The sequence below is a fragment of the Larkinella sp. VNQ87 genome (genome assembly GCF_049445795.1).
GTDB lineage: Bacteria > Bacteroidota > Bacteroidia > Cytophagales > Spirosomataceae > Larkinella.
Genome location: NZ_JBMSDT010000007.1, coordinates 268,533 through 291,978, shown reverse-complemented (window position 1 = coordinate 291,978; position 23,446 = coordinate 268,533). Strand labels below are relative to the sequence as shown.

20 protein-coding genes are annotated in these 23,446 nt (G+C 52.1%); 13 read left to right on the top strand and 7 right to left on the bottom strand.

Translation table 11 applies throughout. The features are described from left to right. Positions 1-215 precede the first annotated feature (215 nt). From ACO2Q8_RS14300 to ACO2Q8_RS14280, 5 genes are all read left to right on the top strand, one after another. The gene (locus ACO2Q8_RS14300; RefSeq protein ID WP_423345507.1) at positions 216-956 is read left to right on the top strand and encodes an isoprenyl transferase; all 741 of its coding nucleotides are present in this window, start codon (positions 216-218) and stop codon (positions 954-956) included. 3 nt (positions 957-959) lie between these two features. Continuing rightward, on the top strand, positions 960-3,596 hold the full coding sequence (bamA, locus tag ACO2Q8_RS14295) for an outer membrane protein assembly factor BamA (RefSeq protein WP_423345506.1): 2,637 nt from the start codon (positions 960-962) through the stop codon (positions 3,594-3,596). A gap of 117 nt (positions 3,597-3,713) precedes the next feature. Further along, positions 3,714-4,358, top strand: coding sequence for an OmpH family outer membrane protein (locus tag ACO2Q8_RS14290; protein ID WP_423345505.1), 645 nt, complete (start codon positions 3,714-3,716; stop codon positions 4,356-4,358). An 11-nt stretch (positions 4,359-4,369) separates the two neighbouring features. Continuing rightward, on the top strand, positions 4,370-5,011 hold the full coding sequence (locus ACO2Q8_RS14285) for an OmpH family outer membrane protein (protein ID WP_423345504.1): 642 nt from the start codon (positions 4,370-4,372) through the stop codon (positions 5,009-5,011). A 217-nt stretch (positions 5,012-5,228) separates the two neighbouring features. Next, a complete protein-coding gene (locus ACO2Q8_RS14280) occupies positions 5,229-6,848 on the top strand; it encodes a hypothetical protein (RefSeq protein ID WP_423345503.1) in 1,620 nt (539 codons plus the stop codon). A 63-nt stretch (positions 6,849-6,911) separates the two neighbouring features. On the opposite strand, the gene ACO2Q8_RS14275 is transcribed toward ACO2Q8_RS14280, so the two are convergent. Both ACO2Q8_RS14275 and ACO2Q8_RS14270 read right to left on the bottom strand, forming a co-directional pair. Then, a complete protein-coding gene (locus tag ACO2Q8_RS14275; protein WP_423345502.1) occupies positions 6,912-7,682 on the bottom strand; it encodes a lipoprotein signal peptidase in 771 nt (256 codons plus the stop codon). A gap of 92 nt (positions 7,683-7,774) precedes the next feature. After that, positions 7,775-8,986, bottom strand: a complete 1,212-nt coding sequence (locus ACO2Q8_RS14270; protein ID WP_423345501.1) for a proline dehydrogenase family protein — start codon at positions 8,984-8,986, stop codon at positions 7,775-7,777. Positions 8,987-9,230: 244 nt separating this feature from the next. Between ACO2Q8_RS14270 and ACO2Q8_RS14265 the strand changes: the two genes are divergently transcribed. Further along, positions 9,231-10,334 (top strand): chorismate mutase, encoded by a 1,104-nt coding sequence (locus ACO2Q8_RS14265; protein WP_423345500.1) that lies wholly within the window; start codon positions 9,231-9,233, stop codon positions 10,332-10,334. A gap of 79 nt (positions 10,335-10,413) precedes the next feature. Here ACO2Q8_RS14265 and glmS read toward each other — a convergent pair whose 3' ends face one another. The 3 genes from glmS to ACO2Q8_RS14250 all read right to left on the bottom strand — a co-directional run bounded on the left by glmS (position 10,414) and on the right by ACO2Q8_RS14250 (position 14,649). Then, positions 10,414-12,258, bottom strand: a complete 1,845-nt coding sequence (glmS, locus tag ACO2Q8_RS14260) for a glutamine--fructose-6-phosphate transaminase (isomerizing) (protein ID WP_423345499.1) — start codon at positions 12,256-12,258, stop codon at positions 10,414-10,416. 206 nt (positions 12,259-12,464) lie between these two features. Continuing rightward, positions 12,465-13,910 carry a DUF4270 family protein gene (locus ACO2Q8_RS14255; protein ID WP_423345498.1) on the bottom strand — a complete coding sequence of 482 codons (1,446 nt, stop codon included), beginning with the start codon at positions 13,908-13,910 and terminating at the stop codon, positions 12,465-12,467. Beyond that, complete coding sequence (locus tag ACO2Q8_RS14250; protein WP_423345497.1) at positions 13,840-14,649, bottom strand: glycogen/starch synthase; 810 nt, start codon at positions 14,647-14,649, stop codon at positions 13,840-13,842. Before ACO2Q8_RS14250 ends, ACO2Q8_RS14255 begins: the two co-directional genes overlap by 71 nt. Before the next feature lie 198 nt (positions 14,650-14,847). Between ACO2Q8_RS14250 and panC the strand changes: the two genes are divergently transcribed. The 6 genes from panC (at position 14,848) to ACO2Q8_RS14220 (ending at position 20,153) form a co-directional block, all read left to right on the top strand. Then, complete coding sequence (gene panC / locus ACO2Q8_RS14245; RefSeq protein WP_423345496.1) at positions 14,848-15,690, top strand: pantoate--beta-alanine ligase; 843 nt, start codon at positions 14,848-14,850, stop codon at positions 15,688-15,690. A gap of 114 nt (positions 15,691-15,804) precedes the next feature. Beyond that, on the top strand, positions 15,805-16,152 hold the full coding sequence (gene panD, locus ACO2Q8_RS14240; RefSeq protein WP_423345495.1) for an aspartate 1-decarboxylase: 348 nt from the start codon (positions 15,805-15,807) through the stop codon (positions 16,150-16,152). Positions 16,153-16,318: 166 nt separating this feature from the next. Continuing rightward, positions 16,319-17,329 carry a lysylphosphatidylglycerol synthase transmembrane domain-containing protein gene (locus tag ACO2Q8_RS14235; protein WP_423345494.1) on the top strand — a complete coding sequence of 337 codons (1,011 nt, stop codon included), beginning with the start codon at positions 16,319-16,321 and terminating at the stop codon, positions 17,327-17,329. A 190-nt stretch (positions 17,330-17,519) separates the two neighbouring features. Then, positions 17,520-18,005 carry a D-glycero-beta-D-manno-heptose 1-phosphate adenylyltransferase gene (gene rfaE2, locus ACO2Q8_RS14230; RefSeq protein ID WP_423345493.1) on the top strand — a complete coding sequence of 162 codons (486 nt, stop codon included), beginning with the start codon at positions 17,520-17,522 and terminating at the stop codon, positions 18,003-18,005. Positions 18,006-18,159: 154 nt separating this feature from the next. After that, positions 18,160-18,840: a zinc metallopeptidase gene (locus ACO2Q8_RS14225; protein ID WP_423345492.1), complete on the top strand. Its 681-nt coding sequence runs from the start codon at positions 18,160-18,162 to the stop codon at positions 18,838-18,840. Between the two features lie 428 nt (positions 18,841-19,268). Then, the gene (locus ACO2Q8_RS14220; RefSeq protein WP_423345491.1) at positions 19,269-20,153 is read left to right on the top strand and encodes a cation diffusion facilitator family transporter; all 885 of its coding nucleotides are present in this window, start codon (positions 19,269-19,271) and stop codon (positions 20,151-20,153) included. A 5-nt stretch (positions 20,154-20,158) separates the two neighbouring features. Here ACO2Q8_RS14220 and ACO2Q8_RS14215 read toward each other — a convergent pair whose 3' ends face one another. Together ACO2Q8_RS14215 and ACO2Q8_RS14210 are read right to left on the bottom strand one after the other, a co-directional pair. Continuing rightward, positions 20,159-21,823, bottom strand: coding sequence for an amino acid permease (locus ACO2Q8_RS14215; protein WP_423345490.1), 1,665 nt, complete (start codon positions 21,821-21,823; stop codon positions 20,159-20,161). A gap of 11 nt (positions 21,824-21,834) precedes the next feature. Next, a complete protein-coding gene (locus ACO2Q8_RS14210) occupies positions 21,835-22,269 on the bottom strand; it encodes a lysozyme inhibitor LprI family protein (RefSeq protein ID WP_423345489.1) in 435 nt (144 codons plus the stop codon). 205 nt (positions 22,270-22,474) lie between these two features. Here ACO2Q8_RS14210 and gldA point away from each other — a divergent pair, with 205 nt between their 5' ends. Further along, complete coding sequence (gldA, locus tag ACO2Q8_RS14205; protein ID WP_423345488.1) at positions 22,475-23,413, top strand: gliding motility-associated ABC transporter ATP-binding subunit GldA; 939 nt, start codon at positions 22,475-22,477, stop codon at positions 23,411-23,413. Positions 23,414-23,446: the final 33 nt, after the last annotated feature.

The window sequence follows — 23,446 nt, the reverse complement described above, 5'->3', positions numbered from 1 at the left end:
TTTCATTTCCGCATAATATCTGTTTAAACGAACTGCTACACACCCGATAGGAGTAGGGGATGACCGAAGCAAAAATATTCGGATGCTTCGGTTTTCCTTCGCCCTCTTTTGCCTTTTAATTCCCTCTGCTTTTTAGTAACTTGCAGCCTGATTTTGAACGGCCCACCTCCCCGGGCCGTCTTTTTGTTAAAGTTTGTTAAAACGAATCCGGCTGAATGAAAGAACTCATAGACCTGAGCAATCTGCCCCGACACGTGGCCGTTATTATGGACGGGAACGGACGCTGGGCCAAAAAACAGGGCGCTGCACGGGTATTCGGCCACCGAAATGCAATCAAAGCCGTCAGAGAAGTCACGGAAGGGTGTGCGGAACTGGGCATAAAATACCTGACACTCTATACCTTTTCCACCGAGAACTGGAGCCGGCCTAAGATGGAAATCGATGCGTTGATGCATCTGCTGGTTCATACGATCCGGAATGAGGTTCCCACCTTGATGGAAAATAACGTCCGGCTGCTGGCCATCGGCAGCATTCATACGTTGCCCAAAGATTGCCGGGCCGAGTTGGACGAAGCTATGCGGTTGACTGAAAATAACAGCGGGTTGCAATTGATTCTGGCCCTGAGTTACAGCGGAAAATGGGATATTATGGAGGCCACCCGAAAACTGGCCCGCCAAGTACAGGAAGGAGTGTTACAGCCCGACCAGATCGACGAGGAGGTATTTGCGCAGGCCTTGGCAACCGAAGGCATTGATGAGGTGGATCTGATGATCCGGACGGGCGGTGATAACCGGATCAGCAACTTTATGCTTTGGCAACTGGCGTATGCCGAATTATATATTATGAATAACGTGTTGTGGCCCGATTTTCGCAAACCCCATTTGTGGGAGGCCATACTGACGTATCAGAACCGTGAACGGCGTTTTGGAAAGATCAGCGAACAACTCGTGAAGTGACCTATGAAATTAACTCCTACCACGTTGGTATTCAGGAACAGTAAACTTTTTCTGGCAGCATGTGGCTTGCTGCTGCTGGTTTCTCTATCGGCTCAGGCCCAGGTCCGGCCCGGCTTTGGGGGGGGGCGAATTACGACCAGCCCGTCGGCTGCAGAACCCTCGCCTATCGATATTAATTACGCCGATCCGAAAGAGTACGAAATTGCCGGGTTGACCGTGACGGGAAACAAATACCTCGACCCAAACTCGCTGTTGTCGCTAACCGGTTTGAAAGTGGGGGATAAGATCCGGATTCCCGGCGAAAGCATCAACGGAGCCATTAAACGGTTGATGGCTCAGGGGCTGCTGGAAGACGTCGAAATTCTGGCCACGAAAGTCGAAGGAAACCAGGTTACGCTCAATGTCGACATCAAGGAACAACCCCGTTTATATAAAGTAACGTTCGTGGGCATCCGGAAATCAGAGCAGGATGCGCTCAAGGACAAGGTGAAACTGAACCTGGGCCGCCTGATTTCGAACACCCTGATCAAGAACACCCAGCTTAGCGTTAAAAAATACTTTGTTGAAAAAGGCTTCCTGAATACAAAAGTCAAGATCATCTCAGTACCGACCGACAGCACCCGCAACCAGGCCACCATGCGCGTGTCCATTGACAAAGGGAGCAAGGTCAAAATTAACAACATCGAAATTCGGGGTCGCGAACTAGTCGATGAGTCAAAAATCCGGCTGAAAATGAAGGGTACAAAGCAGATGCGGTTTGGCCGTTTGTTTACCCCCTCGAAGTTTGTTCCCAAGAAGTTTGAGGAAGACAAACAGAAGGTGATCGACTTCTACAACAAAGAAGGATATCGCGATGCCTCCGTCACGTTCGACTCGGTATTTGCCCACAACGATCGGACCGTGAACATCATCATGAACATCGATGAAGGTCAGAAATATTATGTCCGCAACGTGAGCTGGGAAGGCAATTACCTGTATACGGATGAACAACTGACGCAGATTCTCGGTCTCAAAAAAGGCGATGTATACAGTAAGGAAGACATTGAGAAAAAGAAAAACGGGATTCCGGGCAGTGACCTGAGTTCGGCCTACATGGACCGGGGCTATTTGTATTTCAATGCCGAAGACGTCATCAAAAGTGTGGAGGGAGATTCGTTGGATCTGGAATTCCGGATTTTTGAAGGCAAACAGGCTTCCATCAACCGGATCATCCTGAACGGTAACACTAAAACCAGTGATCACGTCGTCTTGCGGGAAATTCGGACGCTGCCAGGGCAGAAGTTTAGCAAAACCGACATCATCCGGACGCAGCGCGAATTGGCGACGTTGGGGTATTTTGATCCCGAGAAAATCGGGATCAACCCGGTGCCGCAACCCGACGGAACTGTAGACATTGAATACACGGTCGAGGAAAAACCGAGTGACCAGATTGAATTATCCGGGGGCTGGGGCGGTTACGTCGGTTTTGTCGGTACGCTCGGGCTGGTGTTCAATAACTTCTCGGCCCGCAACATCACGAACATGAAAGCCTGGCGGCCGCTGCCGGCGGGTGATGGGCAAAAGCTGGCGCTGCGTTTCCAGGCCAACGGACGGCAGTTCCAGACCTACTCGCTGACCTTTACGGAGCCGTGGCTAGGGGGTAAAAAACCGAATGCCCTGTCGGTGAGTCTGTCGCGTACGATCTACCGGATCTCCGACTACAATTCACTTTATACCAACCCGAGCGCTTATGGTAGGACCTTCCTGGGTTCTTACGGAAACACCATGATTTCGGTTGGTTTGGGCAAGCGTCTGCGGTTCCCGGACGACTACTTCCAGTTGAGCAACTCGCTGACCTACCAGCGGTATGAGTTGAACAACTACGATATTTTTGGCATCGGTCTGAACAACGGAACCTCGAACAGTATTACGTTCAATACGACGCTGGCCCGGAATAGTATCGATAATCCACAATTCCCTCGGGGCGGTTCGTCGATCTCGTTGATGGCTACGCTGACACCACCGTATTCGGCTTTCTCCAATGCCACGACGAATAAAAACGTGGATATACGGGATCGGTACAAGTGGGTTGAATACCACAAATGGATGTTCGATGCCAGTTGGTTCGCGACCGTGACCGGTAAGCTGGTCCTGAACGCCCGCGCCCACATGGGCTTCCTGGGCCGCTACAATTCCCGGACGGAGTTCAGCCCCTTCGAACGGTTTGTTCTCGGTGGGTCAGGTCTGGCCGGTACGGGGCAGTTCGCGCTGGCGCAGGATATCATCGGGTTACGGGGGTACAATGACCGGGATGTGTACACGGGACTGAATGGGATTTCTCCCACACCCCAGGAGCGTTCCCGGGGCGGTTTGGCTTTCAGTAAGTACATCATGGAACTGCGGTATCCGGTGTCGCTGAACCCTTCGGCTACCATCTTTGTACTCGGTTTTCTGGAAGCCGGTAACAACTGGGGTAATTTCAAAAACTACAATCCGTTCGACCTGAAGCGTTCGGCCGGTTTTGGGGCTCGGATCTTCATGCCCGCCTTTGGTCTGATCGGGATCGACTACGGCTACGGGTTCGACCGGATGCCGGGCTCGACGACGCGCGTTGAACCGGGTGGCCAGTTCCACTTCACCATTGGACAGCAAATCAGATAAGAAATTACCTTCCGGAGCGTTATGTATAGATACGCAACGAGCAACGAAGCTGGTCGTAATGGATTCAGGTAGAAGCATGTACTAGCCAGCCGTATCGGTTTTGTTTCAGAAAATGTCATGAAAAAAGGACTTATTTTTGTAACTTTGCTCTCCTTTTGGGCACTTGGGTCCGTTCGGGCGCAAAAGCTGGGGTATGTTGACTCGGAATACATTACGAGCAAGATGCCTGCCTACCAGAAGGCGCTGGCGGACATTGACAAATTCGCCGAGAAATGGTCGAAGGATATTCAGGATAAATATACGGAGATCGATAAGTTGCAACGAACCTACCAGGCCGAAGAAATTTTGCTGACGGAGGCGATGAAACGAGAGCGCCTGCGGATCATCAGCGAGAAGGAGCGGGAAGCCCGGGAGTATAACAACAAGGTGTTCGGCTACGAGGGCCTGCTTTTTGAGAAGAAAAAAGAATTGATGAAACCGGTTACCGAAACGGTGATGCGGGCCATCGATAAAGTGGCCACCCAGAAGCGACTGGGAATGGTGCTCGATAAAGCCAGTGAGGGCGTGGTGATTCTGTACACGAATCCGATTTATGATTACACGGATTATGTCATGGAGGAATTGGGGCTGGCTACCGACCCGAAAGCTAAAAGTAACGTAACGACAGCCGAAGCGGCTACTACGGCAGTTCCCGATAAGGAATTAAACCCGGGAGGTAATTCTAAATCTAATACAAGTAAACCGACAAAACAACCAAAATAACGAGTAGAGAAATGAAAAACAAACTCATTGCACTGGCAGTAACCCTGCTGTTAGGAGGAAGCCAGGTGTGGGCACAGGCGCAACAACCGGTGACGGCTTCGGCAGCTCCTGTGAAGATTGGCTATACGAATATGGAATACATCCTGCAAAACATGCCGGAAAGTAAAGATATTACGAACCAGATTACGATTCAGCGGACGCAATTGGAAAAGCAGTTCCAGGATATGTCGAAAGAGTTTCAGGACAAACTGGCGGCATACGAAAAAGGACAGGCTCAGATGTCGGATCTGATCCGGGCGGATAAGGAAAAAGAACTCCAGGGTTTGCAACAACGGATTCAGGAGTTTCAGGCGAACTCATCAACCCAGTTGCAAAATAAATACAACCAACTGGTAAATCCGGTAATGCAGAAAATCCAGAAGAACGTTGATGATGTCGCGAAAGAAAATGGTTACACGTTCGTCTTCAACCTGGATGCGGGTTCCGGCACGATCCCGGTTCTGCTGTACGCACCGGAAGAGAACAACATTACGGATCTGGTCTTCAAAAAAATGAACGTCCCGATTCCATCGAAACAGGCGGCTCAGCCAGCCACGCAGCCTAACACCAATGCGGCAAAACCGGCCGCTCCGGCACCGACCAAGAAAAACTAATCGGAAGATCAGCTTATCGAAACCGCTCAGCGATGGGCGGTTTTTTTATTTTTAGCTAATGTTAAGGAAGTCTGAGTTGTTAACTTTTTCTTAAATAAATACAAAAATTATTTCTTTCGTTAAAGCGTTCAGTCAATAAAACCGTATGTTTACGGCATACATAAAATCTATCGGGTATTTTTGCGTTACACTTAAAAACCATCGGTGACGATTCCTCATGTTGCAAAAAATAGGGAGTATAGTTGCTATATTCATATTCTTAACCGGACTCAATAGTTTTGCTCAGGAAGCAAAGCCTCTTCAAATAATCCTACCTCATCAGTCGGATCGTCAAAACGCGAACTGGAACTCGGTGTCGGAAGGACAAACCATTAACGTCATGATTCGGGCGGCAGGCTCCCGGTCGGACTCACTGACTTATTCCATTAAACAAGGGCAGATGGAAGGCATGACGCTGGATTCGACCGGCCATTTCCGTTGGACGCCCGGCTTCGATATTGCCGATCGGATCAATACGACCAAAGTGGTTCCGGTTATTTTTGAAATTCGTAACCAACAGGGCGAAACCGCTACGCAATCCGTCGATTTCAAGGTTCAGCATGTAAACCGCCCCCCGGTGGTGAGCGATTTGAGGCCCTTCTACGTACGCAGCAAAACGCAGAACGTTTACAAAATTGATGCGTCGGCGGTGCGGGATGAAGACAATGACCCGGTTGTTTTCATTCCGATCGCCGATCAGATGCCGGAAAATTCCAAATTGACGGCTCAGGGCGAACTAACCTGGCATCTTTCCCTGAACCAGTTCAACGATTTGAAAAAAAACAAGGGCCAATACATTGAGTTTTGGGTGGAAGACCAACCCGCTAAATCCCGTACAAAAGGACGCCTGAAAGTGGAGATTACTCAGATGGATTTGCCGCCCGAGATTACGCTGATTCCGGAAAATCCACGGGTTCGGATTAAGGAAAATACCACCATTAACCTGAAGTTTTCGCTGGGTGACCCCAACGGCGATGATGATATCAAAACCTTCGACTTTCTGTCGGAAAGCCAGGATGTGCCGAAGGAATCATTGCGGAGAAACACCGATAACAACTACGAATTTATCTGGAAGCCCAGCTATGACTTTGTGAAAGATCCACTGGATTCGTTATCCTTCCAGATTGTGTTTTATGCACTCGACAAAACCCAGAACCGGGCCGAGCGCAAAATCAACTTTACGGTTTACAACGCAATCAACGAAGAAGAAAAAGATCGTTATCTCTACGCCCAGTATCGTCAGTCGTTGGTAACGGCCTGGAACCTGTTGACTCAACTGGGCGAGAAAGAAGAGGAATTGAAGAAGAGTTACCGGAAAGCCAAAACCGGCAAACGAAACCGCTCGGTGGCCAATGCCGGTTTGGGAGCTGTAACGGGCGTCACACCGGCCATTGTGGCCAATAACCAGAATACGAAAGTCCAGACTAACATGCGTTATGTGTCGGCGGTTGGCGGCACGGCCGTATTGACAATGGGCACGCTCGAAGCTACGGAGGTAATTGGGAAGTCGATGAAAGACCTGCTCGACCGGTTTAACTACGTCATGAGCAAAAAGAGCGAGTTACAAAATAAGGGCGACGTGTTTGCCCGGGAGTTTGCCTTAAAGGCCACCCGCCGAAATCCGGATTTTGTGAAGAAACTGGACGATTTTCGGGCGGCTATGAGTCTCTCAGGCCTTGTCGCGCTGGAACTGGATGCGGCCTGGCAGAGCAAAACTGAAGCCAATGACAAGGCACTGAAACGGATGTTCAAAGACTTTGCCCCGATGGAAGAAGGCCAAACCAGCAGCCGACAGTAGTACTGTACCCACGGACTTTAGTCCGTGTTTTTATGATCAAATAGCCAGCAATAAAAACACGGACTAAAGTCCGTGGGTACGTTCGTCTTCCGGACTCGTTCGGGGGCGTTGCGGGTCGTCGGTCGGAACCGGGTCAGGACCTTTCTCAGTGGACTCAGCGGTGGGAGTAGCATCATCCAATTCGGCCGCCGGAAGCACTGATGCATTCTCCGGGTCCGGACCTTCATCGGGCAGCAAGCCTTCTTCTTCATTCTGTTCCCGGAAAAACCGGCGCTGGAAAAACAGGATGATACAGACGCCGACGAAGATACAGGAATCAGCAATGTTGAAAATAGGCGTCGAATAATACTGACCGCCCCAGATCGGGACCCAATCGGGCAGAAAGCCTTCCCAAACGTCGACAAATATCATATCGATCACCTGACCGTGAAACCAGGGCGTTGTAGAGCCATACGGCGCATTGTTCAGAAAAACACCGTAGAACGTGCTGTCGATGACGTTGCCAACGGCGCCGGCCAGAATCATGGCCATCGCCCACAGCAAACCGTTCGGTGCTCCCCGGTGGGCCAGGTGTACCAGGTACCAGCCAATGCCGCCCATCGCCACCAGCCGGAACAGGCTCAGCAATAGCTTTCCGTATTCGTGTCCCAACTGCATCCCAAACGCCATCCCTGGATTGAGCACGTAGTGAAGCTTAAGCCAGTCGCCAAGGAGCCGGATCTGACCCGCAAAACCGGGTTCCATGTTAAAATGCACCAATAGCTTGACCGCCTGATCGAGGGCGATGAGAAACAGGCTCAATATGAAAAACTTGACCGGACTTTTCTTAACCATAATAAGGACTATAAAAAAACCGGCTGGCAGACTTGTTCAGCGGCCAGCCGGAAGAATATTGTCAGAGTATAGAACTCCCAAAAATAATCAAATTACGATACCTGGCAGCCTTTCCGGCGCTGGAGTTCTTTTTTCACCAACAGAAACTCCCGGCTGGTTTGGCCCGCAATCGCCTTGTTTTCGTCGGCCCGGCGGAACAGGTAGGGCATAACAGCTTCAACGGGCCCGTAAGGGACGTATTTGGCAACGTTATAGCCCGCATGAGCCAGGTTGTACGAAATATTATCGCTCATGCCCAGCAACTGGGCAAACCAGATGTGCGGGTCGTTGGGCGCAATCCGATGCTCCTGCATCAGATGGATGCAATACTGGCAACTGTATTCGTTATGCGTACCGAGGCAAATGGATACCAGATCCCGATTCGACAGGCAAAAGTCAATGGCTTCGTTAAAGTCGCGGTCGGTTTCTGCTTTAGTATGATGAATCGGGTCGAGGTATTCCCCTTCGTGCGCCCGAATGCGTTCCTTTTCAATGTAAGCGCCCCGAACCAGCTTGGCACCCAGGTAATAGCCTTTCGACCGGGCACAGGCTACGCTTTTTTTGAGGTTTTCCAGGCTATCCGAGCGGTACAACTGGTAGGTATTATAGACGATACAATGCTGATGATTGTACCGATCCATCATTTCGTAAGCCAATTGATCAATCGTATCCTGAATCCAGCTTTCTTCGGCATCGATAAAGATCCGGATGTTACGTTCACTGGCTCGCCGACAGAGCGTATCAACCCGCTGGCGGACACGTTCATAGGCCGCCTGTTCTTCGTCGGTCAGCGTGTCGCCGGCCTGTGCTTTTTCCAATAATTCCGTCGATGCAATTCCGGTAATTTTGAATACGCAGAATGGAATATCGTTCGATTCGCTTGCCCGTTCGATGGTGCGCAGAATTTCGAGAACCGTTTCATCAAAGGAGACTTCGCTGTCTTCCCCCTCAACGGAATAATCCAAAATTGTTCCGACGCGACCAGCCTGAAGTCTCTGGATGGTTTTCTCGCAATCCCGGATGGTTTCGCCCCCGCAGAATTGCTCGAAAATAGTACGCTTAATGAGTTTTTTTACAGGAAGTTGCAGCTTGAATGCCAGTTTGATAAAAAAAGTACCTAAATTTACCAGCCAACCCCGGTTCATCAACGCAAATAACCAGTACGTTTTACGAAGTTTCCCATTAGACTGGGAAGAGAAGGCAATCGACGTGTCTTCAAACGAGACGGGCTTTGTAGTGGTAGCCCGCTGAACAATCGTTGGCATAGAAGATGGACCTCGGTTTGACATAATTACTGTCTGATGCACCAACTTGTGACCCGAAAGTTAAAACTTGTTTTCGGGATTCCTAACACTGACCAGTAAACTTGTTGTAAACCGGTTTTGTTATCAGCGCAAAAGGACGCAAATTTAGTTGAAAATGAGTGTATCTACAGCTAATATACTAAAAATTTTTAATAAAAAGTTCCCGGTAGAGTAATAGGAGTAATCAAACGAATAGAGTACGCGAATGAAGCCAAGTTTAGAAGTCCTGCCGCTGAATAGCTGGATAGAGACGAACGGAAAACCGCTCATTATTTCGGGCCCGTGCAGCGCCGAAACTGAAGAGCAACTCGTAGAAACCGCCCGCCAATTGGCGCAACTGGGGGCAGTTCATGTCATCCGCGCTGGCGTCTGGAAACCCCGGACGCGTCCCGGAAGCTTTGAAGGCATGGGTCAGGCGGCTTTGCCGTGGATTCAGCGCGCCAAGGCAGAAACCGGATTGCCGTTTGCCGTTGAAGTGGCGACTCCCGAGCACATCGAACTGGCGTTGAAGTACGGTGTGGATGTGTTGTGGGTCGGAGCCCGGACAACAGTCAATCCTTTTAATGTACAAGAAATCGCTGATGCCCTACGTGGGGTGGATGTACCGGTTTTGGTCAAAAATCCGGTCAACCCGGACCTGGCGCTTTGGATCGGTGCGTTTGAGCGAATTGCCGGAGCCGGAATTACCAAACTGGGCGCCATTCACCGGGGCTTTTCTACGGGGGAGGCTTCGAAATACCGGAATGTGCCGCTGTGGCAAATGGCCATCGAACTGAAATCGACGTTCCCGAACCTGCCGATCATCGGTGACCCGAGCCATATGGCCGGGAAGCGGGCGTATTTGCAGGAACTGGCTCAGATGCAGATGGACCTCAACTACGACGGTCTGATTGTGGAATCGCACATCGATCCGGACAATGCCTGGAGTGACGCGGCTCAGCAGTTGACACCGGCGGCTTTCGGTGAGATGCTGGAGCACCTGCACATCCGGAAAGTGGAATCGCAGAACCTCGAATTTCAGAGTGCCCTGGAGCAAATCCGGAACAAAATCGACAACGTCGACCGGCAACTGGTGGAAATGCTGGCCGCCCGGATGACGCTGGTCGAAAAACTGGCCGAATACAAGCGCGACAACAACGTGACCATTTTCCAGCCGGATCGCTGGAAGGAAGTCCACGAAACCCGCGCCAAGCAGGGCCAGAAAATGGGTCTGTATCCGGAACTGGTGGAAGAAATCTTCAAGATCATCCACATGGAGTCGATCCGGAAGCAAACCGAAGTCATGAACAGCAACGAGCAGAGCGCCTAAGCACTCGTCCGTTTTGAATACAAAGCAGCCCGGCAGGAGATTCCTGCCGGGCTTCGTTTTTGGGAGGAAGGTAGTTGGTTTACTCGACGGTTACCGACTTCGCCAGGTTACGCGGCTGATCGACGTTCCGGCCGCGCATGACGGCAATGTAGTAGGACAGAAGTTGCAACGGGATGACCGAAATCAGCGGCATCAGCATGTCGTGGACTTTCGGGATTTCGATCACAAAATCGACCATTTCCCGGATTTGCGTATCGCCTTCGGTTACGACGGCAATCACCCGGCCTTTGCGGGCTTTCACTTCCTGAATGTTCGACACCACTTTTTCGTACGAACTGTCTTTCGTGGCAATCACCACCACCGGCATATCTTCGTCGATCAGGGCAATCGGGCCGTGTTTCATCTCGGCAGCCGGATAGCCTTCGGCGTGGATGTACGAGATTTCTTTCAGTTTCAGGGCCCCTTCCAGCGCGACCGGAAAATTTAGTCCCCGGCCCAGGTAGATGAAGTTCTTGGCGTAGGTGAAGATATAGGCGATTTCTTTCACTTTTTCGGCGTTCTGGAGCACTTTATCGACCAGTGTGGGGATGTGCTCCAGTTCGGCCAGTAGTTGACGGAAAAGCGTGTCGGCTATTGTTCCTTTCCGGTGTGCCGCCGTGAGCGCCATCAGCGTCAACACCGTCACCTGTGCCGTAAAGGCTTTGGTACTGGCGACCCCGATTTCCGGACCGGCGTGGGTGTAAGCACCCGCGTGGGTAGAACGGGCAATGGAAGAACCGACGACGTTACATACCCCGAAAATCGTAGCTCCTTTTGATTTGGCGAGTTCAATGGCCGCCAGCGTATCGGCGGTTTCACCGGACTGCGAAATGGCAATCACGACGTCGCGTTCCTTGATGATCGGGTTACGATACCGAAATTCCGACGCGTATTCTACCTCGACCGGAATTCGGGCGAGTTCCTCGAAAATGTATTCAGCCACCAGCCCGGCGTGCCAGGATGTGCCGCAGCCCACGATGACAATTCGTTTTGAAGCGGCCAGTTGATCGAGGTAATCGCGCAAACCGCCCAGTTGCAAATGCCCTTCGTCGGCCCGGACACGGCCCCGCATGCTGTCGGCAATGGAGCGGGGCTGTTCAAAGATTTCCTTCAGCATGAAGTGCTCAAAACCGCCTTTTTCGATGGCTTCGAGTTCCAATTCTACTTTCTGGATGTAAGGCGTAGTCTGGGTGTTGTCGAGCGTGATCAGCCGAAGTTCACCGCTCCGGACGACGGCAATTTCGTGGTCGTTCAGATACACCACATCTTTCGTGTATTCGATGATGGGCGTAGCGTCAGAGGCAAAAAAGAACTCGTTTTCGCCGACCCCAATGACGAGCGGACTGCCTTTGCGGGCGGCAATCAGTTGCGTTGGGTCATCCTGGGAAATAATTACGATGGCGTAGGCACCTACCACTTCCTGTAACGCCAGCCGGACGGCTTCTTCCAGCGACGATCCGGTTTCATTCCGGATGTCTTCGATGAATTGAATCAACACCTCCGAGTCGGTCTCGGAGCGAAAAACGTGGCCTTTGCGGACCAGATTTTGCTTGATCGAAGCGTAGTTTTCAATAATGCCGTTGTGAATGATCGCCAGCTTCCGGTCGTGCGAGTAGTGCGGGTGGGCGTTGACGTCGTTCGGAGCCCCGTGCGTAGCCCAGCGGGTGTGACCGATGCCGATAGTGGCAGCCACCTTTTTTCCGGCCAGTTCGTGTTCCAGATCGGCCACTTTCCCTTTTTTCTTGAAGACTCTCAGTTCAGCATCTTCCTCATTGAGCAAAGCCAGCCCGGCGCTATCATACCCCCGGTACTCAAGTCGTTTTAGTCCTTTTAAAATCAGGGGCGTGGCCTCACGATGGCCTACATAAGCGACAATTCCGCACATAGTTTTGAAATTTAAATGGTGTTGCTAATCCGGTTTTTAAAAAAGTTAAGAAAGTGCCTGACTATTCTTAAAATACTGGCAAAACACCGGTTCTTTCCCGTTAAGATACCAATAAAACCGCATAAAAAGACGATTTTTAGTTGAAAAGTACAGAAACAAAAAAGCCGGTTCGTGTTCGAACCGGCTTCCTGTAAAGACAAAAAATACTACGGCGTGTAGGTGTAGAACACCACTAGCTTGACCGGTTTTTCTCCGCCCAGCACTGCACCGTTTAACTGATTGAAAATGTAGGGCTGTACTACATAAGACGCCGGGCTGGTAGTGGATTGGGTTACCAACTCACTGGTTGAGGGGGGAAACAGCACCAGGCCGTTGTTAGGCGTAAAGCCAACCAGAATCGCCTGAAGGTAGGTTGTAACATCGAAGGTATACGTCTTCAGGCGGGAATTGTAGCCTGCCACCTGCGGATAATACCATTTACCGGTGGTCTGGAACGTACCTTCTTTCCGTTGCACCATGTGGAACAGGCGGTTGCCTGCGCTCCCCTCAGAGGTATACAAAACCCGGTTGTTCTCATCCACCTGAGCCAGCGTCATATAGGGCGGAATGGGACCGCCAGGACTATTTCCAGTGACGGAAAAACTCAGTTCTGCGCGGTTAATGGCAATTCGTCCCGTTTCTTTCCGCAAGTTCAGCAACGTTGGAAATTCCAGCTTGGGGGTGACACCCGAAGCGCTCTGAACGAACAGTTCACCCCCGGTTGCCGAAGCCGACAACGGGCGGCCGACACTCAACCCGGCCAGTTTGGTTCCGGACCGATCTACCCGAATCTGGCTGAACGATGCCCGGCCCGTCGTTGTGGAGAAGTCCTGCCGATACCGTTTGGTCGTATCGGTCGAACTGTGGTAATACAGCTCGAAATAAATGTTATTGGAGAAACCGAAAACCGTGGTGTTGGTTGCCGCCGGAATTACGGCGATCCCCTTGAAGTAGGTCGTGAAATCCGCCTGCGTAATGCCGCTTCCCTTCGACCGGTTCAGAAATTCCCGGCCCAGAGCGTCGGGCAGACGGACGTATTTGGCATCATTAGCTGCCGTCGGTGTCAATTGTAACGTTGCAAGCGGCTGGGTTGCGTAAGCCGCTGAGGAAGAGGCTACATACCGTTTGGTCGAGTCCAGATCTTCTGTTAACTGGTGGATCGAAATGGTTTGTACGCTGGTCGTATCGCCGTAAATGTAGGTGTACGGTAGCAAGGCTCTTACCGAATCATACACCATTTCGCCCTCGGTTTTAAAACTACCCGTATTGCTGCGGATCGCCAGTTGCCCGAACGCCCTGGCCGATACCTTGCCAAAAACCGGGTCGTTGTACTGACCGACCAACAACCGCACATTCCGGTCGTTCAGGACCGAATCAAGTTGAATGGTCGACGTCCGGATGGTCAGCGTATCCGTGTACAACACGCCGATTTCCGTGTTGGGGGGCAGCCCGATGTCTTTGGGTTCCTCGCAGGCGACCAGGGCGGCAACCAGCGAAACCATGCCCGCCAGCAGCGAGAGCCGAACCGGATTGACCGGCCGCCTAGCCAGCCAGTTCGGTGTAAAGCGTGTAGTATCGATCAGCAACTTCCTGGCCTTCTTCGGTGAGTTCAACTTTTTTGTCGGACAAATCATTCAAAATCGTATTTAAACTTTCGCTGTAATCCTCATCCGCTTTCACAACCACGTCGGCATAGGTGCAACCCATCCGGATAAAACCGTCAAAATCAGCCGATTTCAGGTACTTTAGCATGTCGTCATCCACGTCCATTGCTTTGGCTTTTTCAACCAGGCCATCGTCGAAGCGGTACGAAAAGGAACTGTTATAGACCGAGAATACCGATTTGGTATCCTTGAACATCGGATCGTTTTTGTAGGTCGTTTTCAAATACAGCGGAATCAGTGCCGTCATCCAGTCGTTGCAATGCACGATATCGGGCGACCAGCCCAGCTTCTTCACCGTTTCCAGAACGCCTTTGCAGAAGAAAATCGTCCGCTCGTCATTGTCTTCGTAAAACCGGTCGTCCTTGTCCAGAAAAACGTGCTTACGCTGAAAATAGTCTTCATTGTCGATAAAATAGACCTGAAGTTTCGCATTGGGAATCGAGGCCACCTTGATGATCAGCGGCTTCTCTTCGTCGCCCACCGTAATATTGATACCCGACAGGCGAACTACCTCATGGAGCCGGTTTTTCCGCTCATTGATCAGCCCGAAACGTGGTACCAGAATGCGAATTTCCATCCCGCGTTCCTGCATAGCCTGAGGGAGTTTCCGGACGAAATCGGCTACTGCTGAGGTCTGAAGAAACGGGTTGATTTCACTGGCAACGTAGAGAATCCGAAGTTTGCTCATAACACGATTGGGGGGCTTTAGTGAAATACACCGCCGGAGCGGACACAATTAAAAATCTGCAAAATTATACAATTTTTTTTGGTATTTCAATAGAATTCCGGCAGAAAAACTCCTGTTTTGTCATTCCGAAGCTAAAACCGCCCTAAACTGCTTTCCACCGGTTTGTCAGACCGGTAGTGCTTTGGGGGTCTATTTACTATGCAACTTTACGAAACGATTACCGGCCTCCGGCAAGCCCTTGATCCTCAGCGCAAGGCTGGCGTGTCGATTGGCTTTGTACCAACGATGGGCGCGCTGCACGCGGGTCACCTGGCCCTCGTCGAGGCCAGCAAAGCCCGGAACGACCTGACGGTTTGCAGCATTTTTGTCAATCCTACGCAGTTCAACAACCCCGACGACCTCGCCCGTTACCCGCATACCCTCGAAGCCGACTGCCAACTCCTCGAAGCCGTTGGCTGCGATCTGGTGTTTGCGCCATCCGTCGAGGAAATGTACCCCGGTAGCCCGGTTTTACGGCTGGATTTCGGCGAACTGGAAACTGTGCTGGAAGGCGCTTTCCGGCCGGGGCACTTCAACGGCGTCGGCATTGTGGTGTCGAAACTATTTAACATTGTGCAGCCCGACCGGGCCTATTTCGGCCAGAAAGACCTGCAGCAAGTGGCGGTTGTCCGGCGATTAATCCGGGATCTGGGCTTTCCGCTCGAACTGGTCCGGATGCCGATTGTCCGGGAAACCGACGGGCTGGCGATGTCGTCGCGCAACCGGAATCTGTCGCCCGCCGAGCGACAGGTTGCGCCAGCCTTGCACCAGGCCCTGAACAAGGCCCGGGCGGTTTTGCAGGAGGAGGGCCCGATTGAAGCGGCCAAAATCGCCGTAAACGACTATTTGCAGGCTTATTCGGCGTTTCGGCTGGAGTACTTTGAGGTGACTAACGCCGAGACGCTGCAACCGGTCGAACAGCTTCAGGCACCGGGGGCGACGGCGCTGTGCATTGCCGCGTATTTGGGCCAGACCCGGCTGATCGATAACCTGATTGTCTGACAACCAATTGACTGAACTAACTCTTTTCCGGCCCTGTTTTTGCGTTGACTGCGACGGATGGACGGTTTTTCATTACTTTTGCCCGTCCGTTTGAACCGGGTAGTCGATACAGCTATGTTTATTACCGTAATGAAATCCAAAATCCACCGGGTCCGGGTGACGCAGGCCGAACTGAATTACGTCGGCAGCATCACCATCGACGAAGACCTGATGGACGCGGCCGGATTGCTTGAAAACGAGCAGGTTCACATTGTCAATAACAACAACGGCGAACGCCTGATTACGTATGTCATTAAGGGTGAGCGCGGTTCGGGCATCATTTGCTTGAATGGAGCCGCGGCCCGGCGCGCGCAGGTCGGCGACATTATCATCATCATTTCGTACGGGATGATGACCACCGAGGAAGCCAAAACTTACAAACCGCTGGTGGTGTTCCCCGACGGTAACAACCGGTTGGTGTGAGGCTGGATGCCTGATACTAGATGCTGGATACTGGATGGTGGATGATTAAATGGTTTCGTCAAGTCGTTCAAGCATCCAGTATCCAGCATCCAGTATCTAGTATCGAAACAATCCAGCATCAAACCATCCCGCCATCACCCCACCAACATCTAATCCTTCCACAAGCGTGAAAAACATTCTTAAATACAGCCTTTCGCTCGGCATTGCGGCCGCGCTGCTCTGGTACGTTTTCAAGGACATCGACCGGGTAGCCATGTTTGAAGCGTTTGGCAAAGCGGATTACCGCTGGATTGTGGTTTCGGGCCTGCTGACGATCGTTGCCCACTGGAGCCGGGCGTACCGCTGGGGCTTGCTGATGGAACCGGTTTTGGGGTACCGACCTGCGCCCGCTAACACGACGCTGGGCGTACTGACCGGTTATTTTGCCAACCTGGTGGTGCCGCGCATGGGCGAAGTAACCCGCTGCGGGACACTGAACCGGCTGGAAGGTGTCCCGGTCAACGTGAGCTTCGGAACGGTGGTGGCCGAGCGGATTTTCGATGTGTTGATGCTGCTGGTGTTAACCGGCGCAACGTTTCTAATCGAATTCAACCGGCTCAGCGCCTTCCTGACGGATTTCTTTGCTTCGAAGGCTAGCAGAAGCAGTACCGGCAGTAATTCCTGGTTGCTGGTGTTGGCAGTAGGTTGTCTGCTCGGTTTGGGGGTGATGATGTGGTTTTTCTACAACCGCTACAAAGAAGTGTTGCGTCAGAAACCGTTTTATCTTCGCGTCGAGAAATTTGTAACCGGGCTAATCGAGGGCCTGTTGAGCATTCGGAAACTGAAGCATCCGGGCGGTTTTATCTTTCATACAGTGTTGATCTGGACATTGTATTATTTCATGTCGTACGTTCTGTTCTTCGCCATGCCGCAAACCGCCGACCTCGGCTGGCGCGCCGGCCTGACCATCCTGATCATGGGATCGCTGGGAATGGCCGCACCCGTTCAGGGCGGAGCCGGGGCCTTCAACATTCTGGTGGGGGCGGCTTTGGCGCTGTACGGCCTGAGCAATCAGGACGGAGCCACGCTTGCCACATTGATGCTTTTTTCACAATGGTTTTACGTGGTGTTGCTGGGGGCGCTGAGTTTTCTAATCGTGATGCTGAAAGGTCGAAGCCCACAACCACAGGCTGGATAGTCTGGATGCTGGATGTCAGATACTGGATAGTCTGGATACGGGATACTGAACAATATTGGCAGGGAGTAAGATTATTGATAATCTGTAATTTAAATAAGGGCATTCAATATCTAGTATTCAAATTATCCAGTATTCAGCCCATCCAGTATCTGACATCCAGCATCAAACCATCCAGCATCCAGAATCACTTATGACTGAATCCAAAATACTGACCCGGCAACAGGCTGTCGAACAGGCAGAGCGGTGGCATACCGAAGGCCAGCGTATTGTTTTTACGAACGGCTGTTTCGACATCCTGCACCTGGGCCACGTCGATTACCTCGAGAAAGCCCGGCAGACCGGTGATAAACTGATCCTGGGCCTGAATACCGACGCTTCGGTGAGTTGCATCAAGGGGCCGTTGCGGCCGGTGGTCAACGAATACGCCCGCGCACGGCTGATGGCGTCGCTGGCGTTTGTCGATGCCGTAACCCTTTTCGATGAGCCGACGCCCCTCGAACTGATCCAGGCCGTAAAACCGGATGTGCTGGTTAAAGGTGACGATTATGCCGTGGAAAATATTGTCGGGGCCAGTTTTGTGCTGGAAAACGGGGGGCGGGTTCAAACCATTCCGCTCGTGGCGGGTTATTCCACCACAGCCCTCATTGAGAAAATCCGGGCGGCTTACCCCGCGTGACAGACCGCTTAAAACCGGGATCAGCGGTTGCGGATTGGGATGAACAATGAACTGTTTTTTTCTCGATATTTGTTTATCTAGCAGCGGGATTTAAACTCCCGTTTAACCTCGAACCTTAATGGGACCGGTACAACCGGTTTATTGAATTATGCCAATGATCTGGATTATTTTCATCCTCTTTGCTCTTCTGAGTGCTGGCGTTAGCTGGCGTCTGAGAAGTAAATTCAACGAGTACTCCCAAATCGGGCTGAGCAATGGCCTGAGTGGCAAGGAAATTGCCGAGCGGATGCTCCACGAAAACAACATTTATGACGTTCGTGTCCTGTCGGTAGAAGGAATGCTGACGGACCATTATAACCCGCAGGACAAAACCGTCAACCTCAGCGCCGATGTCTATTACGGTCGAAGTGTGGCTGCGGCTGCCGTTGCGGCCCACGAATGCGGACACGCCGTGCAACACGCGACGGCGTACGGTCCGCTGAAATTCCGGTCGGCGATGGTGCCGTTCCTGACAATTTCGTCAAGCTACCTGCAATGGATTATTCTGATCGGTATTCTGCTGATCAACACGACCATCATTCCGCTGGCCATTGGGGTGGCGCTGTTCGCCGTCACGACGCTGTTTAGCTTTGTTACACTGCCGGTTGAGTTCGATGCCAGCCGCCGGGCTTTGGCCTGGGTACAAAACCGCAACATCGTTAATCAGCGGGAATACGGCTATGCGAAAGACGCCTTATGGTGGGCCGCCATGACGTACGTGGTAGCCGCACTGGGTTCACTAGCTACGCTGCTGTACTACGCCAGCCTGCTGATGGGGGGCCGTAGGAGCGACTAACGGAGCCTTGCCGAAATCGGAGGTACCACGATTGTAAGTCGTGGTACCTTTTTGTTTTCTTCCAGGTAGCAAAAAAGCCCACAGGGAGCCCCCGTAGGCTTTCTGAATTATTGCGAGATGTAAAGATTTTCGTTGTGAGATAATGAGTTACTCAACAGGCCATACTGATCAGATTGTATTCACATCCAGTGGTACAATATTAGGAAGAAAAAACTTCTTTTGTACATACAAGTTATTATTTTTTGATAACCCTGTAATTTTTGACAATAGAGAGTCAAAACCGTTGTTACTTCGAGCGCAAAACCGCCTTCAGGAATGCTTTCGAAAGTAGGGTTTTCTACAACAAGTTAACTGTAGGCTTGTAAAGGCAAAAACAGCCACGGGAGAGCCAGGCTATATGAGTGGCTCTCCAAAGGACTTATAAACGAATGGAAGCACCTCCAAAACCGCATCAGGCTGAACGAGGACAGAAAACTACGTTGCTCGGAATTGTAGTCAACATTGCCTTAGTGTTAATCAAAGGCATTGCGGGCTGGCTAGGCAACTCCTACGCCTTGATTGCCGATGCCATGGAGTCGGGGACGGATATTGTTACCTCCGTGTTTGTCTGGTTAGGACTGCGAGTCGCAGCCCGGAAACCCGACCAGAACCATCCGTACGGCCACGGAAAAGCCGAGCCCCTGGCCGCCATTGTGGTGTCGATGGCGCTGGTCGGAGCCGCCATATTGATCGCCATTCAAAGTATTCAGAATATTCTGGTTCCCCACGAGGTTCCGGCCCCGTTCACCCTGATCGTACTGGCAGGCGTGGTCATTGTCAAGGAGGTGCTGTTTCGGCGGATTGCCCGGGTAGGGGAGGAAACTGATAGCCGGGCGGTTCAGGCCGATGCCTGGCACCACCGCAGCGATGCCATTACGTCGCTGACGGCTTTTGTGGGCATCAGCATCGCGCTGGTTGGTGGACCGGGTTACGAAAGCGCCGACGACTGGGCGGCTCTGCTGGCGTCGGGCGTGATCGTTTACAATGCCTACCACATTTTCCGGCCTTCGTTCGGGGAAATCATGGATGAGTCGCCGTCGGGGGACTGGAGGTCCGAAATTGAAGCCATTGCCCTAACCGTTCCGCAGGTAAAACGGGTCGAGAAGTTTGTTATTCGGAAAGCTGGTTTCGAGTATTTTGTCGATCTGCACGTCGAAGTGCCGGGCGATTTGACCGTTCGCCAGGGTCACGACATTGCTCACGCTGTCAAGCGGGCCATTATGGATCAAAAACCAGCTATTTACGATGTGTTAATTCATGTTGAACCCGCCTGAGAACGTCAGGAGTTGCCCGGAGCCAGTTTGCTTTTCCGGTAGCCGTACGAGAAGTAAATCAGCAGACCGATTACGAGCCAGACGACGAAAATCGCCCAGTTGCTCACACCAAGTTCGGTCATCAAGTACAGATTGGTCAGAATGCCCAACACCGGCAGGAGCGAGAAGTTGTACCGAAAAGACAGCACCGATAATACTGTCCAGGTCAGCCAGAAAAAGGCCAGCAACGGTTTTTCTTCGATACTGCTGATAAAACCGCCTGACCGGAAGACCAGAACAAGCGTGACGATGAGTGCCAGCCCGATCAGGTACTTCCCGTTTACATAGGGCACTTTAAATTTCGAGTGGCGGGAAAGGTCTTTGGCGTCGAGGTACAGAATGCCTCCGCAAACCAGGATGAAGGCAAAGAATGTTCCGACGCTGGTCAGGTCGATGAAAAACTGCATATCCAGCAACAACGACGGCACGGCCACCAGCACACCGGTAATGATCGTGGCAAAGGAGGGAGTCCGGTAGCGCGGATGGATTTGGGAAAAACGGGGCCACAGCAAGCCATCGCGGCTCATGGTCATCCAGATGCGGGGTTGGCCTAACTGATAGACCAGCAGAGCACTCGTGATGGCGATAACCGCACTGACCGAAATTACCCCGGCGACAAAATTCAGATTCACTTTCTGGAACACATACGCCAGCGGATCATCGACGCCCAATTCTTTGTAATTGACCATCCCGGTCAGCACCAGCGTGATCAGGACGTACAAAACCGTACAGATGATCAAGCAGTAAATCATGGCCCGGGGCAAATCCCGCTGCGGGTTCCGGCATTCTTCGGCCGTCGTCGAAATGGAATCAAAACCGATGAAGGCGAAAAAGACCGAAGCCACTCCGCTCAAAACACCACTGACGCCGTTGGGAGCAAACGGTGACCAGTTTTCGGGTTTGACGTAAAAAGCTCCGGCCGCAATGACCAGTCCGATGACGGCCAGTTTCAGCACGACCAGAATATTGCTGGCCGTCCGCGATTCCTTGATCCCGACGTACACCAGGGCCGTAATCAAAACCGTGATCACCCCGGCGGGCAAATCCGCAATGAGCCGCAAACCGCCAAGCATGGGCGCATCCTGAAATGCCTGGGCCAGTTCGCGGGTATTGGCCGACAGGCTGGCGGGCGACGCGCTGGCCTGCACCTCGGCGTAGGCCCGGGCCGCCGATCCGTAGTCAGTACCCCAATAGGCCGGAAACTGGATGCCAAAGCCTTCGAGCATCGAGGTGAAATATTCCGACCATGAAATAGCTACCACCATGTTGCTAACGGCGTATTCCAGAATCAGCGCCCAGCCGATGATCCAGGCAAACAACTCGCCAAACGACACGTAGGCGTACGTATAGGCGCTGCCGCTGACCGGCACCGTGGAAGCAAACTGGGCGTAACTGAGGGCCGTAAAGACGCACGCAATGGCCGTAAAGACAAACAGCAGCGAAACCGCTGGCCCGCCGTTGACGCTGGCGCGCCCGATGGTGCTGAAAATTCCGGCGCCGATGATGGCGGCAATGCCAAACGAGGTCAGGTCACGGACGCCCAGGATTTTTTGCAGGTGCGACGATTCGCTTTGGTCCAGGTCAGCTACGGCTTTAACGACTGATTTTTTCCGGAATACTGAGTCACTCATACGGCTGGCGTCTATTGTCTTAGTTTGCGTTCGGCGATTAATTCTTTCAATTCGGTAATTCGGCTCTGGGTCGTGGTTTCCTTGCAGTTGGCCAGCACCATACTCAGCATGGAACCACCCGCATACATTTTCTCATATATCCGGCAGTGGGCGTCGCGGTACGACAGCCATTGTCGCTGAGCCTCCACCACCATCGCTTTATCGTCTTTGGGCAACAGGCTCAGCAGTTGTTTATAGACCGCATTCAGTTCCTGATCGGCTTTCTGAAACCGCATCTGGGCGCACAGATTCAGCTCGGTCTGCGTTTGTGCATTGTCGCAGTTGGTGACGACTTCGGGCGGATGATCGGTTGACCGCTGGGCCGGATTCGGCACGCCTGGTTGCTGTGCCCACGCACCGACGACCATCAGGACACCCACCACCGTACCCAGCAACGTTGTTTTCATGGTCGCATTTTCAACTCACAGGCTTAAAAAGAAGGTTAAAAATAAAAATTGTTTTTGGTTTTAAAAGCGGTTTTCCGAAAACACCGTTACTAGAAGGCCAGGGGATTGGTTCAGCGGGTGTTCAGCGTTGTTCGTATAATTCTCCGCTTGCTTTCGTACCTTGCGCCTTGTTACAGTGCCTTTTGTGTTGATGAATGTCTATTGAATGTCCATTGCGGTAAAAAATCTGACCAAACTGTATACCCGTCCGGGGACAACGGCTCAACGGGCCGTCGACGGAATTTCGTTTACGGTGCAGCCGGGCGAGATTGTCGGCTTTCTGGGGCCAAACGGGGCCGGTAAATCGACGACGATGAAAATCGCGACGGGCTATCTGCCTCCGACCGACGGCACCGTGGAAGTAAACGGTTTTGACGTCCGAACGCATTCCCTGGACGTTCGGCGCAGTTTGGGCTACCTGCCGGAGCACAACCCGCTCTATCTGGACATGTACGTAAAGGAATTCCTGCAATTTGCCGGAGCACTGCACGGACTGCGGGGGGCGGTTTTGCGCCAGCGCGTCAGTGAAATGATCGAACTGGTCGGGCTGGGGCTGGAGCAGCGCAAGAAGATCGGACAGTTGTCGAAAGGCTACCGGCAACGCGTTGGGCTGGCCCAGGCGCTGATTCATAATCCACCGGTGTTGATTCTGGACGAACCGACGACCGGCCTGGACCCGAACCAATTGACTGAAATCCGGCAGGTCATCCGAACCATTGGGCGCGAAAAAACCGTGTTGTTTTCGACGCACATCATGCAGGAAGTCGAAGCGCTCTGCAACCGCGTGATCATCATCAACCGGGGGCGCATCGTAGCCGATGGTTTGCTGAGTGACTTGCAGGCAATCTCCGGCGATTCGCTAGCCGTCATTGCCGAATTTGAGCAGGATCTGATTGACGAGACTGTTTTGAATGAACTGCCTGGTATACAGGAAGTTGAGGCACTGGGGGAGGGGCGCTACCGGCTGACAGCCGATAAAAACAGCGATCTGCGCGCTGCGGTTTTCCGCTTGGCTGCCGATAAAAAGCTGACACTCGTTGGGCTGAAACAGCAGGAAAACAATCTGGAAGGAATCTTTAAGCAGTTAACAATGAATAACGAATAATGAACATCGAATAGCGAATAACGAAGGCTGTGC